The sequence below is a fragment of the Burkholderia sp. Ac-20345 genome, from assembly GCF_017104825.1.
Classification (GTDB): Bacteria; Pseudomonadota; Gammaproteobacteria; order Burkholderiales; family Burkholderiaceae; genus Burkholderia; species Burkholderia lata_B.
Window position 1 is genome coordinate 1 of record NZ_JAAGPO010000242.1, and the last position, 13,506, is coordinate 13,506.

The following is a 13,506-nucleotide window of genomic DNA, read 5'->3' on the forward strand; positions in this document are numbered from 1 at the left end:
TACTCATGTGCCGCTGCTGCAGCGGCACATGAGTACGGGGCCGGCCGATCTCGCGCACATCGAGGCCGTGCATCGCGCGCTGGCCGACGCCGGCATCCCGCGCGCGGCGCTGCCGTCGGTGTGCGTCGGCTGGTATGCGAGCGTGATCGGGCTCGCCGCGGCCGAGGCCGGCGGCCTCACGCGCGCCGCGAACGACGTCGAGCTTGCGGAAATGGAAGCGCTGTCCGACGCCGCGCATCCGCTCGTCAAGGCGGCCGCCCCGCTCTACGCGCAGCTCGATCCGGCAGCCGTGCACGACACGATGCTCGACGTGCTGCTCGACGGCATCGCGAAGCAGGCGCCCGCGGCCTGACCCGCCCGCGGCTCACGGGCCGCCAACGAAAAAGGCGCCCCGAAGGGCGCCTTTTGCATGACGATTGCCGCGAACCGCGCTCAGTGCTGCTGCGCGATGCCGATCTTCAGCATGACCTGATCGACGATCTGTTCGGGCGTCAGCTCGATGCTGACCTCGATCGCTTCGTCCGCGCCCGGCTCCTCGAGCGTGTCGAGCTGGCTCTTCAGCAGCGACGGATCGAAGAAATGGCCGGTGCGGCTCTTCAGGCGCTCGTGCAACATCTCGAACGAACCCTTCAGGTACACGAACCGCACGTCGGTGTCGGTGCCGCGCAGCACGTCGCGGTACGACCGCTTCAGCGACGAGCACGTGAACACGGCCGTCTCACCGGCACGCTGCTTTTCCTCGATGGCCTCGCGGATCGTGCGCAGCCACGGCCAGCGGTCGTCGTCGGTCAGCGGAATGCCGTTGTGCATCTTTTCCTTGTTCGCCGCGCTGTGAAACGCGTCGCCATCGGTATAGCTGCACGACAGGCGTTCCGCCAGCATTTCGCCGATTAGCGACTTGCCCGCACCCGACACGCCCATTGCGATCAGAATCATTGCCTACCCCTTGTTACAGAACCACGCTCAGCAGCAGTGTAAAGCCGAGACCGAGCACCGAGATGATCGTTTCGAGCAACGACCAGGTCTTGAACGTCTGACCGACCGTCATCCCGAAGTATTCCTTGATCAGCCAGAAACCGCCGTCGTTCACGTGCGAGAAGATCAGCGAGCCCGAGCCCGTCGCGAGCACCAGCAGCTCCGGGCTGACCGCCGCGCCGGACGCCGCCGCGATCGGCGCGACGATGCCGCAGGCCGTCGTCATCGCGACCGTCGCCGAACCCGTCGCGAGACGCATCAGCGCCGCAACGAACCAGCCGAGCAGCAGCGGCGACAGGTGCGCGTGCTTCGCGGTCTCGACGATCTGCTGCGAGATCCCGCTGTCGCGCAGGACGCCGCCGAAGCCGCCGCCCGCGCCGACGATCAGCGTGATGCCGGCGATCGGTGCCAGGCACTCGCTGCAGAACTTCTGGATCTGGTCGCGGTTGAAGCCCTGCAGCTTGCCGAACGTGAAGAAGCTCACGAGCACGGCGATCAGCAGCGCGACGTCCGAGTTGCCGGCGAAGCGCAGCAGGTTGTTCGGCAGCGACTTCGGCGTGAACAGCAGGTCGGCCCAGCTGCCGACGAGCATCAGCACGACGGGCAGCAGGATCGTGAACAGCGTGATGCCGAAGCTCGGCAGTTCACGCTTGCGGCCGTCCGAGTGCGTATCGACGAACTGCGCGGCGAGCGGGTTGTTTTCCGGCAGCTTCACGAACTTCGAGATCGTCAGCGCGAACAGCGGGCCCGCGATGATCGCGGTCGGAACGCCGACGAGCAGGCCGAAGGCGATCGTCTTGCCGATATCGGCGCCGTATTGCTGAACGGCCAGCAGCGCGGCCGGGTGCGGCGGGATCAGGCCGTGCACGACGGACAGGCCGGCCACCATCGGCAGGCCGACGACGAGCAGCGACTTGCCGGTGCGCTTCGCGACGTTGAACGCGATCGGGATCAGCAGCACGAAGCCGACTTCGAAGAACACCGGCAGGCCGACGATGATCGCGACGAACATCATCGCCCAGTGGATGTTCTTTTCACCGAACCAGTCGATCAGCGTGGTCGCGATCCGTTCGGCGCCGCCCGATTCGGCCATCATCTTGCCGAGCATCGTGCCGAGGCCGACGACGATCGCGATGTGGCCGAGCGTGCCGCCGGTGCCCGTCTCGAACGACTTGACGATCTTGTCCATCGGCATGCCGACGACAAGGCCCAAGCCGAGCGAAACGATGATCAGCACCAGGAACGGGTAGATCTTGTAGCGCGCGATCATCAGGATCAGCGCGGCAATCGCGATCAGCGTGAATACGAGCAGCATGCTGCCTTGGACAGCCCCCATGTGGCACTCCTCCTAGAATTGTTCGAACCGGGCGAGTTGTTGCGAGTATGCCCGGCTATGCAGGTCTCCGAAACACGGGGGGTACCCACCCCGTCAGGACGCTGAATTTTACTTATCTTTACGGCCGGCGGATAGAACCGGTTCCATCAGCAAAAACCCTCGGTAAAACAAGCACTAAGGCTCGCTTTCCGAGGGTCAAACTGTCATTTCGTACAAGTCTTAACGGGGGAGCTGGCTCGCGGCTTGCGCGAGGCGTGTGACTTCGGCCCAGTCCTGCGCGGCGAGCGCGGCTTTCGGCGTGAGCCACGAACCGCCGACGCACACGACGTTCGGCAGCTTCAGGAAATTCGGCGCGGTGTCGACCGTGATGCCGCCGGTCGGGCAGAACTTCAGCGCCGGGAACGGGCCGTGGAACGCCTGCAGCATCGGCACGCCGCCCGCCTGCTGCGCGGGGAAGAACTTCACGATCTCGTAGCCGAATTCGAGCGCCTGGATGATGTCGCTCGGCGTCATCACGCCCGGCAGCAGCGGCAGGCCCGCGTCGAGCGACGCGAGGTGCAGCTCTTTCGTCAGGCCCGGCGACACGCCGAACTTCGCGCCCGCACGCTTCGCCTGCTCGCAATGCTCGGGCTTCGTGATCGTGCCGACGCCGACGACGATGTCGTCCGCGAGCTGGCTGGCGCGCTGGATCGCTTCCAGGCCGGCCGGCGTGCGCAGCGTGATCTCGAGCACCTTCACGCCGCCCGCGTGCAGTGCACGCGACACGTGTTCGCCCTGCTCGACCGAGTCGAATGCGAGCACCGGGATGACCGGGCCCAGCTTCACGATTTCAGCAATCGTCTTCATTGAATTGGCTCCTTGAAATTCATGCGGCGACGTGGGCGGCCGTTTCGCCGACCAGCGTGCCGAAAACCGATGCGCCCTGCTCGGCCGGCGCGGCGGCCGCGCGGAACACGCCGAACAGTTCACGCCCGAAACCGACCTCGTTCTCGGCCTGGTGCAGCGGCTGCGCGACCGGGCGCGCCTGCCACTCAGCGGCGTCGACCTCGATGTCGAGCACGCCGGCTTCCGCGTCGATCACGAGCGTATCGCCCGTCTTCACCTTGCCGAGCGGGCCGGCCAGCAGCGCCTCCGGCGACACGTGGATCACGGCCGGCACCTTGCCCGACGCGCCCGACATGCGGCCGTCGGTGACGAGCGCGACATGGAAGCCCTGATCCTGCAGCACGCCGAGCAGCGGCGTCAAACGGTGCAGCTCGGGCATCCCGTTCGCACGCGCGCCCTGGAAGCGCACCACCGCGACGAAATCGCGCTTCAGCTCGCCGCGATCGAACGCTTCCTGCACGGCTTCCTGCGAATCGAACACGATCGCGGGCGCCGTCACCTTGCGGTGCTCGGGCGCGACCGCCGAAATCTTGATCACGCCGCGGCCGAGGCGGCCCTGCATCAGGCGCAGGCCACCGTCCGGCTGGAATGGCTCGCGGATGCCGCGCAGCACCTTCGTGTCGTGGCTCTCAGCCGCGCCGTCGACCCACGTGAGCTTGCCGTCGATCAGCTTCGGCTCCTTCGTGTAGTGCGACAGGCCACGGCCGGCGACCGTCGTCACGTCCTCGTGCAGCAGCCCGCCTTCGAGCAGGTTGCGTACCAGGAAGGCAACCCCGCCCGCGGCGTGGAAGTGGTTCACGTCGGCCTTGCCGTTCGGGTAGATCTTCGCGAGCAGCGGCACGACGGCCGACAGTTCGTCGAAGTCGTTCCAGTCGATCAGGATGCCGGCCGCGCGGGCGATCGCGACGAGGTGCAGCGTGTGGTTGGTCGAGCCGCCCGTCGCGAGCAGCGCGACGATCCCGTTGACGATCGCCTTCTCGTCGATCACATGGCCGATCGGCGTGTAATGGCCGCGCTCGACGGTCAGGTCGAGCACGCGGCGCGCAGCCTCAGCGGTGAGCGCGGTGCGCAGCGGCGTGTGCGGATGAACGAATGCCGAGCCCGGCAGGTGCAGCCCCATCAGCTCCATCAGCATCTGGTTGCTGTTCGCAGTGCCGTAGAACGTGCAGGTGCCGTGGCCGTGATACGCGGCCGATTCGGCTTCGAGCAGCGCGTCGCGGCCCACCTGGCCGGTCGCGAACTGCTGGCGGATCTTCGCCTTGTCGTCGTTCGACAGGCCGCTCGTCATCGGGCCGGCCGGCACGAAGATCGTCGGCAGGTGGCCGAACTGCAGCGCGCCGATCAACAGGCCCGGCACGATCTTGTCGCAGATGCCGAGGCAGAGCGCCGCGTCGAACATGTTGTGCGTGAGCGCGATCGCCGTACCCATCGCGATCGCCTCGCGCGAGAACAGCGACAGCTCCATCCCCGGGTTGCCCTGCGTGACGCCGTCGCACATCGCCGGCACGCCGCCCGCGAACTGCGCGACACCGCCGTTCTCGCGTGCGGCTGCCTTGATGATCTCGGGGAAATCCTTGTACGGCGCATGCGCGGACAGCATCTCGTTGTACGAGGACACGATGCCGATGTTCGGCTCGCGGATCGCCTTGATCGAGAACTTGTCGCTGCCCTCGAGGCCCGCGAAGCCGTGCGCGAGGTTCGCGCACGACAGCGCGCCGCGTGCCGGGAACTTGCCCTGCGCGCCATCGATGCGGTGCAGATAGGCGGAACGGGTCGATTGGCTGCGGGCGATCACGCGTTCGGTGACCTTCGCCAGAGTGGGGTGCAGCGACGTCATGCTGGGCGCTCCTGTATGCCGGCCGACACCGGCGGTTGGAATCGTGGGGACGGTCGAACGCGTCGACAGAACGAAGCCAGTCTAGTAGAAAAACTACACGCATGCAATGCGGATTCATCGACCCGCAACCCTTATTCCCGCTACCAGTAAGGCGGCACCTAGTGAAAACCCTAATCTTCGCCATCGAAAGCATCACGCCGGCGCTAGTATTTTCTTGTAGATTTTCTACAATTCGATTGCGATACACTCGCTCATCCGAACCCGATTTCCACGTGCCGTCCCATGCTGCCCCGCATTGAAGCGATCCGCGCCGAGTTGCGCCCGTCCGAGCGCAAGCTCGCCGACTACATTCTCGCCGCGCCGCGCGAGGTGCTCGACCTCGCGATGACCGAGCTGTCGACCCGCGCGGGCGTCAGCCAGCCAACGATCGCGCGCTTCTGCCAGGCACTCGGCTGCAGCGGCTTTCGCGAATTCAAGATCCGGCTCGCGCAGAGCGTCGCACCGGGCGTGTCGTCCGTCTATCGCGACGTCGAGCCCGACGAACCGGCGCCCGGCATCATCGGCAAGGTGTTCGACCGCACGATCGGCGCACTGATCGAGGTGCGCAACAGCCTGTCCGCGGGCAGCGTCGCCGATGCGATCGCGCTGCTGTCGAATGCATCGCGGATCGAGTTCTACGGCGCCGGCGGCTCCGGCATCGCCGCGCAGGACATCCAGCACAAGTTCTTCCGGCTCGGCGTGCCGAGCGTCGCGTATTCGGATCCGCACACGTTCTCGATGTCGTCGGCGCTGCTCGGCCCGCATGACGTCGTCGTCGCGATCTCGAACACCGGCCGCACGCGCGACATCGTCGACGCCGCGCGCTCCGCGCTCGCATGCGGCGCGAAAGTCGTCGCGATCACGCAGAGCCATTCGCCGCTCGCGAAGCTCGCGACGGTGAGTCTCGCGTCGAACGTTGCGGAGGAAACGGACGTGTTCTCGCCGATGACGTCGCGGATGTCGCATCTCGCGATCGGCGACATCCTCGCGGTCGGTGTCGCGCTGTCGCGCGGCCCCGCGCTGATGGAACGGGTCGGCCGCGCGAAGGAGGCGATCACGCGCCGCCGGATCGACGACGGCGCGAAGGATTGAGCAGCCACCGCACCGACCACGCGTAAACGACGAACGGCGCCCCACAGGGCGCCGTTGCGCATCAGGCGGTGCCGGCAACCGCGCCGGCGATGCCGCTCAGAACGGCTTGATCACGACCAGCGCGACCGCCGCGAGCATGCCGAGCACCGGCAGCTCGTTGAACACGCGATACCACTTGTCGGTGCGGCGGTTCTCGCCACGCTCGAACACCCGCAGCAGGTGCCCGCAGTACGCGTGATAGACGATGAGCAGCAGCACGACCGTCACCTTCGCGTGGATCCAGCCCTGCCCCTGCCCGATGCCGATCGACAGCCAGAGCCACAGCCCGCAGGCCAGCGCCGGCACCGCGATCATCGTCATGAAGCGGAACAGCTTGCGTGCCATCAGCAGCAAGCGCCGCACGGCGGCCGGATCGGTTTCCATGGCCAGGTTCACGTAGATGCGCGGCAGGTAGAACAACCCTGCGAACCACGCGGCGATCAGAACGATATGGAACGTCTTGACCCAGAGCATCGCCATCGGTTGTGTGCCTCGCTTTTTACTGGCGGCCTTCGCCGTGTCCGAGCACGACGTACTTCAGCGACGTCAGCCCTTCCAGGCCGACGGGGCCGCGTGCGTGCAGCTTGTCGTTCGAGATGCCGATTTCCGCGCCGAGGCCGAATTCGAAGCCGTCCGCGAAGCGCGTCGACGCGTTGACCATCACGCTCGCCGAATCGACCTCGCGCAGGAACCGCATCGCGCGGTCGTGATCCTCGGTGACAATCGCATCCGTGTGGTGCGAGCCGTAATGGTTGATGTGCTCGATCGCGGCGTCGAGGCCGTCGACGACCTTGATCGCGAGCACCGGCGCGAGATACTCGGTGTGCCAGTCTTCCTCGGTTGCATCGACGAGCGGGCCGACGCCCGCATCGGCGAGCACCGTGCGCGCGGCCGCATCGACGCGCAGTTCGACCTGCTTGTCGCGATACAGCTTGCCGAGCGGCGGCAGCAGCTTCGCCGCGACACCGCTCGAAACGAGCAGCGTCTCCATCGTGTTGCAGGTGCCGTAGCGGTGCGTCTTCGCGTTGTCGCAGACGGTCAGCGCCTTGTTCAGATCGGCGCGATCGTCGACGTACACGTGGCAGATGCCGTCGAGGTGCTTGATCATCGGCACGCGCGCCTCGTTGATCAGGCGCTCGATCAGGCTCTTGCCGCCGCGCGGCACGATCACGTCGACGTATTCGGTCATCGTGATCAGCTTGCCGACGGCCGCGCGATCGGCCGTCGCGACGACCTGCACCGCATCCTGCGGCAGGCCGGCTGCCTCGAGCCCTTCGCCGATCAGCTTCGCGAGCGCCGCGTTCGACTCGAGCGCTTCGGAGCCGCCGCGCAGGATCGTCGCGTTGCCCGACTTCAGGCACAGCGCAGCCGCGTCGATCGTCACGTTCGGGCGCGATTCGTAGATGATGCCGATCACGCCGAGCGGCACGCGCATCTGGCCGACCTGGATGCCGCTCGGGCGGTACTTGAGGTTGCTGATCTCGCCGATCGGATCGGCCAGCGACGCCACCTGGCGCAAGCCCTCGACCATCGTCTTCAGCGCCTTGTCCGACAGCGTCAGGCGATCGACGAACGCCGCATCGAGACCCTTTTCACGGGCACGGGCGACATCGCGGGCATTCGCATCCTTCAGCGCCTGCGCGTCGCGTTCGATCGCGCGCGCCACGGCGTCGAGCGCCGCGTTCTTCGCAGCCGTGCTGGCGCGCGCCATCGCGCGGGAAGCGTGCCTGGCGCGACGGCCCAGGTCGGTCATGTACTGATCGATATCCATCGTGTGACTCGAGAAGCGCGCCGCGCTGGGCGGCATGAATTCGTGGGGAAGCGTGGGCAGCAGCGGCCGACGGGCCGCGCCAGCAGCTATCGAAACATTGTAAGCGGGTTGCGCAGCGCGCGCTGAAGGCCCGAACGGGACTTAGCGTCGCACGCGACCCGCGGTCGGCGGTCGCTCGCCGCGGGCACCGGCAACCGTCATCGCGAGCTGGAACAGCCCGTCCCACGGATCGGGCGGCGGCTCGTCCTGCGTGCGGCGGCCCGGCACGACGGCCGTGAGCCCCTTGACCTGCCGGTCGAGCTTCGCGGCAAACGCGAGCGCCTTCTCGAGCACGGCTTCCGACACGCGATTCAGCGCGGGGCCGATCAGCCGCTCGCGCGGCCCCCACACGCGGTTCTCGCGCAGCAGCGTCGCGAGCGGCTTGCCGGCGGTCGTGCCGCGCTTGATCCGCAGCAGCGTGCGCAATTCCTCGACGACGGCCCACATCACGAGCACGATCGCTTCGCCCTCGCCCTTCAGCCCGTCGATCATCCGCGCGAGCCGCGCGGCGTCACCGGCGAGCATCGCTTCGTTCAGCTTGAAGACGTCGTAACGCGCGACGTTCAGCACCGCGTCGTGCACCTGCTCGAACGACAGTGCGCCTTGCGGATACAGCAGCCCGAGCTTCTGGATTTCCTGGTGCGCGGCAAGCAGGTTGCCCTCGACGCGCTCGGCGATGAACTGCAGCGCGCGCCGCCCGTCCTCGCCGGGCGCGGCACGCTGGCCCTGCATCGCGAGGCGCTGGCCGATCCAGTTCGGCAGCTGCGCGCGGTCGACCGGATCGATCTTCAGCGCGACGCCGCCGTTCTGCAGCGCGGTGAACCACGCGGATTTCTGCGTGGCCGCGTCGAGGCGCGGCAACGTGACGAGCATCAGCGCGTCGGGATTCGGCGTGGCCGCGAGCGTCTTCAGCGCATCGGCGCCTTCCTTGCCGGGCTTGCCCGACGGAATGCGCAGCTCGATCAGCTGGCGCTCGCCGAACAACGACATCGCCTGGGTTGCGCCGAGCAGCACGCTCCAGTCGAAGCCGCGCTCGACCGTATGCACCGAACGCTCGGTGAAGCCGGCCGCGCGCGCGGCCGCACGAATGCGGTCGCACGCTTCCTGCGCGAGCAGCGGCTCGTCGCCGTAGACGGTGTAGAGCCCGGCCAACCCCTTCGCGAGGTGCGGCTCCAGCGCATCAAGTCGCAGTTGCATCGATACGTGCGCCGTGGATCAGAGCGGCGGCGGCGGCAACGGCGCGCGCGGCGCGACGCCCGGCACAACGTCTTCCGGCGCTGGCGTCAGCGAGTGAACGATCGCGAGACGCCGCATCAGCTGGTCGACCGCGTCGTTCTGCATGTCGCCGTACAGGATGTCGGCTTCCTGCGCCTTCGCGTTCGTATACTGATCGCTGTACGTCATTGCGCGGTTCAGCGCGATCACGCTCGGCGGAATCAGCACGGTGCCGTCCTTGCTCGTCAGCGTGTAGTTCAGCGTATAGAACAACGCGTATTCCTGTGCCGAGCCGTACTTGTTGAGCGTCAGCGTGTTCTGGCCACGCGACTCCCACATGCGCAGCACGGCATCGGCGTCGTCCGCCAACTTGACGATCTTCGTGTCGCTGCCGGCCTCGACGAGGCGCACGAGGCGCGCCTCGACCGGCGCCGGCGCGCCGGCGATCAGCAGGTGCTTGAACGCGTAGTCCTGCTGGCCGCGCAACTGGAAGCCGCATGCCGACAGCGCGACCGCGCTGCCGACAGCGAGCATCAAAAACGATCTGCGGATCACCTTCGCTCCTTCTGGGTACGTCCGACGGCCAGCGGCCGTCAGACGACGATGTTCACGAGACGGCCCGGCACGACGACGATCTTCTTCGCCGGCTTGCCGTCGCTGAACTTCGCGAACGCGTCGTCGGCCACCGCCGCGGCTTCGATCGCGTCGCGGCTCGCGTCCTTCGCGACCTTCAGCGCACCGCGCACCTTGCCGTTCACCTGCAGCACGAGTTCGATCTCGGCCTGCTCGAGCGCGGCCTCGTCGACCTTCGGCCACGGTGCGTCGAGCAGCGGGCCGAATTCGTCCGCGTAGCCAAGCGCCTTCCACAGCTCGAACGTGACGTGCGGCACGACCGGGTACAGCACGCGCAGCAGCACGCCATACGTTTCGCGCTGCACGCCGGGCGTCGCGCCCTTCGCGCCGTCGATCGCGTTCAGCATCTTCATCGCGGCCGACACAACCGTGTTGTACTGCAGGCGCTGGTAGTCGAAATCGGCCTGCTTCAGCACGCTGTAGATCTCGCGGCGCAGCGCCTTGTCGGCTTCGCCGAGCGCGGCCGCATCGAAGCCCGCGCGCGCGGCGAGCGCCTCGCGGTTCGTCGCACCGAAGCTCCACACACGGCGCAGGAAGCGGCTCGCGCCTTCGACGCCCGCACCCGACCACTCGAGCTGCTGCTCGGGCGGTGCGGCGAACATCGTGAACAGGCGCGCGGTATCCGCGCCGTACTGGTCGATCAGCACCTGCGGATCGACGCCGTTGTTCTTCGACTTCGACATCTTCTCGATGCCGCCAAGCACGACCGGCTGGCCGTCCTTGTTCAGCGTCGCACCGACCGGGCGGCCCTTGTCGTCGAACGCAACCGTCACGTCGGCCGGGTTGTACCAGGTCTTCTTGCCGGAAGCGTCTTCACGGTAGAACGTCTCGTTCAGCACCATCCCCTGCGTGAGCAGGTTCTTCGCCGGCTCGCCGAACTTCACGAGGCCGAGGTCGCGCATCACCTTGGTCCAGAAGCGCGAATACAGCAGGTGCAGGATCGCGTGCTCGATGCCGCCGATGTACTGATCCATCGGCATCCAGTAATCGGTGCGCGCGTCGACCATCGTCTCGGCGTCCGGCGCCGTGTAGCGCGAGAAGTACCACGACGAATCAACGAAGGTGTCCATCGTGTCGGTTTCGCGCTTCGCGGCCGCGCCGCACTTCGGGCACGCGCAGTTCAGGAACGCTTCCGACTTCGCGAGCGGGTTGCCCGAGCCGTCCGGCACGAGGTCTTCCGGCAGCACGACGGGCAGATCCTGCTCGGGCACCGGCACGTCGCCGCACGACGGGCAGTGGATGATCGGGATCGGCGTACCCCAGTAGCGCTGGCGCGACACGCCCCAGTCGCGCAGGCGCCACGTGACCTGCTTGTCGCCGAAGCCGCCGGCGTTCAGGTCGGCCGCAACCGCGTCGACGGCGTCCGCGTAATGCAGGCCGTCGTACTTGCCGCTGTTCACGCAGACCGCGGTTTCCTTGTCGCCGTACCACTCCTGCCATGCGTCGAGCGAGTACTGCTGGCCTTCGGCCGAGATCACCTGCTTGATCGGCAGGTCGTATTTCTTCGCGAACGCGAAATCGCGCTCGTCGTGGCCCGGCACGCCCATCACCGCGCCTTCGCCATAGCTCATCAGTACGTAGTTGCCGATCCACACCTCGACCGGCTCGCCGGTCAGCGGGTGCGTGACCGAGAAGCCCGTCGCGACGCCCTTCTTCTCCATCGTCGCAACGTCGGCCTCGGCGACGCCGCCGCGCTTGCATTCGTCGATGAACGCGAGCAGTTCCGGCTTGTCCTGTGCGAGGCGCGTGGCGAGCGGATGCTCGGCCGCGACCGCGCAGAACGTGACGCCCATGATCGTGTCGGCGCGCGTCGTGAACACGCGCAGCAGCTTCTTCTCGCCGTCGAGTTCGTACGGGAAGCCGAAGTTCACGCCGAAGCTCTTGCCGATCCAGTTCTGCTGCATGATCTTCACGCGCTCGGGCCAGCCGAGGCCGTCGAGGTCGTTCAGCAGCTCATCCGCGTACTGCGTGATGCGCAGGTAGTACATCGGGATCTCGCGCTTCTCGACGAGCGCGCCCGACCGCCAGCCGCGGCCGTCGATCACCTGCTCGTTCGCGAGCACGGTCTGGTCGACCGGGTCCCAGTTCACGGTGCCCGTCTTCTTGTACGCGATGCCCTTCTCGAGCATCTTCAGGAACAGCCACTGGTTCCACTTGTAGTAATCGGGCTTGCACGTCGCGATTTCGCGCGACCAGTCGATCGCGAGGCCCATCGACTGCATCTGGCCCTTCATGTAGTCGATGTTGTCGTAGGTCCACTTCGCGGGCGGCACGCCGTTCGCCATCGCGGCGTTTTCGGCCGGCATCCCGAACGCGTCCCAGCCCATCGGCATCAGCGTGTTGTAGCCGTTCATCCGCAGATAGCGGTACATCACGTCGTTGATCGTGTAGTTGCGCACGTGACCCATGTGCAGCTTGCCGGACGGGTACGGCAGCATCGACACGCAGTAGAACTTCGGCTTCTGCGAATCTTCCTGCGTCTTGTAGGCATCGGCTGCGCGCCAGTCGCCCTGGGCGGCGGCTTCGACGTCGGCGGGTACGTATCTCTCGTGCATGGTGTGGTTCGGACTAGGCTTTAAGCGGCGCGACGGCGCGCGCGCAGGAGTGGATCGAAAATCGTGCTTGCCCGGCGAACCCGCAGGTTCGCTGTTGCCGGACCTGTTCACGGTTTCCGGGCATTTTCCGGGTAACCCGCAGCATGCCCGGGTAGCCTGGAAAATTCCGGGTTACCTGAAAAAGCCTGCCAACCGGGAAAAACGTTGATTATACCGCCCGCGCCGGCCCATTCGACCGGTCTTGCGGCGTGCGGCCCGATCCCGCGGCAGGGACGGGCCCGCCGGCTCCGCTCAACGGTTGGCCGGCACGGCAGGCGCCGCCGCGGAACCGCCCGCCTGCGGCGGCACGTCGGTCACGAAGCCGATCCGCGTGAGGCCGGCGGCCTGCGCGGCGCCCATCACCTGCGCGATCACGTCGTAGCGGGTCGCGCGCGACGCGCGCAGCCGCAGCTCGGGCGGCGCGCCGCCCGCGGCGGCGGCCCGGAAGCGCGCGGGCAGCGCGTCGAGCGCGACCGGTGAGTCGTCCCAGTACAGCTTGCCCGCGTCGTCGATCGACAATGTGACGGATTGCGGCGTGTCGCGCGCGACGCTGGCCGCTACCTTCGGCAGGTCGAGCCGGATCGCGTGCGTCATCAGCGGCGCGGTGATGATGAAGATGACGAGCAGCACCAGCATCACGTCGATCAGCGGGGTCATGTTGATCTCCGCCATCGGCGCGGACGTCTTGTGGTGCTCGAGTCCGCCGAATGCCATGGTCGCTCCTCCGGAATGGGCGCGTCAGGCGTCCTGCGCGCACACGAACACGTGCAGGTCGCGCGCGAAGCCGTCGAGTTCCTCGGCGAGCTGCCGCACGAGGCGCCCGAGGATGTTATAGGCCAGCACCGCGGGAATCGCGACGACGAGCCCGAACGCGGTCATGATCAGCGCCTCGCCGACCGGCCCCGCGACATTCTCGATCTGCGCCTGCCCGCTCGCGGCGATGCTGCCGAGCGCGTGGTAGATCCCCCACACGGTGCCGAGCAGCCCGACGAACGGCGCGGTGCTGCCGATCGACGCGAGCAGCACCTGGCCGAATTCGAGACGCCGCTGC

General features: G+C 67.1%; 13 protein-coding genes and 1 pseudogene. 3 read left to right on the forward strand and 11 right to left on the reverse strand.

What is annotated here, in order from left to right; genetic code table 11:
* Window positions 1-352, forward strand: a pseudogene (locus G3O06_RS42165) (TetR/AcrR family transcriptional regulator); the annotation flags it as partial.
* Between the two features lie 80 nt (window positions 353-432).
* Here G3O06_RS42165 and G3O06_RS42170 read toward each other — a convergent pair.
* From G3O06_RS42170 to edd, 4 genes are all read right to left on the reverse strand, one after another.
* On the reverse strand, window positions 433-936 hold the full coding sequence (locus G3O06_RS42170) for a gluconokinase (RefSeq protein WP_205819605.1): 504 nt from the start codon (window positions 934-936) through the stop codon (window positions 433-435).
* 13 nt (window positions 937-949) lie between these two features.
* Window positions 950-2,311, reverse strand: a complete 1,362-nt coding sequence (locus G3O06_RS42175; protein WP_205819606.1) for a GntP family permease — start codon at window positions 2,309-2,311, stop codon at window positions 950-952.
* 219 nt (window positions 2,312-2,530) lie between these two features.
* The gene (gene eda / locus G3O06_RS42180) at window positions 2,531-3,157 is read right to left on the reverse strand and encodes a bifunctional 4-hydroxy-2-oxoglutarate aldolase/2-dehydro-3-deoxy-phosphogluconate aldolase (protein ID WP_069247127.1); all 627 of its coding nucleotides are present in this window, start codon (window positions 3,155-3,157) and stop codon (window positions 2,531-2,533) included.
* 19 nt (window positions 3,158-3,176) lie between these two features.
* Entirely contained in the window at window positions 3,177-5,033 is a 1,857-nt protein-coding gene (gene edd / locus G3O06_RS42185; RefSeq protein WP_205819607.1) for a phosphogluconate dehydratase, read from the reverse strand.
* 282 nt (window positions 5,034-5,315) lie between these two features.
* On the opposite strand from edd, the gene G3O06_RS42190 reads away from it, so the two are divergent.
* Window positions 5,316-6,164, forward strand: coding sequence for a MurR/RpiR family transcriptional regulator (locus tag G3O06_RS42190; RefSeq protein ID WP_011350936.1), 849 nt, complete (start codon window positions 5,316-5,318; stop codon window positions 6,162-6,164).
* Between the two features lie 96 nt (window positions 6,165-6,260).
* Here the strand turns inward: G3O06_RS42190 and G3O06_RS42195 are convergent, their stop codons facing one another.
* The 5 genes from G3O06_RS42195 to leuS form a co-directional block, all read right to left on the reverse strand.
* Window positions 6,261-6,683 carry a CopD family protein gene (locus tag G3O06_RS42195; protein WP_011350935.1) on the reverse strand — a complete coding sequence of 141 codons (423 nt, stop codon included), beginning with the start codon at window positions 6,681-6,683 and terminating at the stop codon, window positions 6,261-6,263.
* A gap of 19 nt (window positions 6,684-6,702) precedes the next feature.
* On the reverse strand, window positions 6,703-7,974 hold the full coding sequence (locus tag G3O06_RS42200; protein WP_205819608.1) for a glutamate-5-semialdehyde dehydrogenase: 1,272 nt from the start codon (window positions 7,972-7,974) through the stop codon (window positions 6,703-6,705).
* A gap of 141 nt (window positions 7,975-8,115) precedes the next feature.
* Window positions 8,116-9,210, reverse strand: a complete 1,095-nt coding sequence (gene holA / locus G3O06_RS42205; RefSeq protein ID WP_027788384.1) for a DNA polymerase III subunit delta — start codon at window positions 9,208-9,210, stop codon at window positions 8,116-8,118.
* A gap of 18 nt (window positions 9,211-9,228) precedes the next feature.
* Window positions 9,229-9,783, reverse strand: coding sequence for an LPS assembly lipoprotein LptE (lptE, locus tag G3O06_RS42210; protein ID WP_174916866.1), 555 nt, complete (start codon window positions 9,781-9,783; stop codon window positions 9,229-9,231).
* Window positions 9,784-9,821: 38 nt separating this feature from the next.
* Entirely contained in the window at window positions 9,822-12,416 is a 2,595-nt protein-coding gene (gene leuS, locus G3O06_RS42215; RefSeq protein ID WP_205819609.1) for a leucine--tRNA ligase, read from the reverse strand.
* A gap of 67 nt (window positions 12,417-12,483) precedes the next feature.
* On the opposite strand from leuS, the gene G3O06_RS42220 reads away from it, so the two are divergent.
* Entirely contained in the window at window positions 12,484-12,624 is a 141-nt protein-coding gene (locus G3O06_RS42220) for a hypothetical protein (protein ID WP_205819610.1), read from the forward strand.
* 83 nt (window positions 12,625-12,707) lie between these two features.
* On the opposite strand, the gene G3O06_RS42225 is transcribed toward G3O06_RS42220, so the two are convergent.
* Together G3O06_RS42225 and G3O06_RS42230 are read right to left on the reverse strand one after the other, a co-directional pair.
* Window positions 12,708-13,169: a biopolymer transporter ExbD gene (locus G3O06_RS42225; protein ID WP_069247121.1), complete on the reverse strand. Its 462-nt coding sequence runs from the start codon at window positions 13,167-13,169 to the stop codon at window positions 12,708-12,710.
* Between the two features lie 24 nt (window positions 13,170-13,193).
* Window positions 13,194-13,506, reverse strand: a 313-nt coding sequence (locus G3O06_RS42230) for a MotA/TolQ/ExbB proton channel family protein (RefSeq protein WP_205819611.1), incomplete at its 5' end; no start/stop codon positions are given.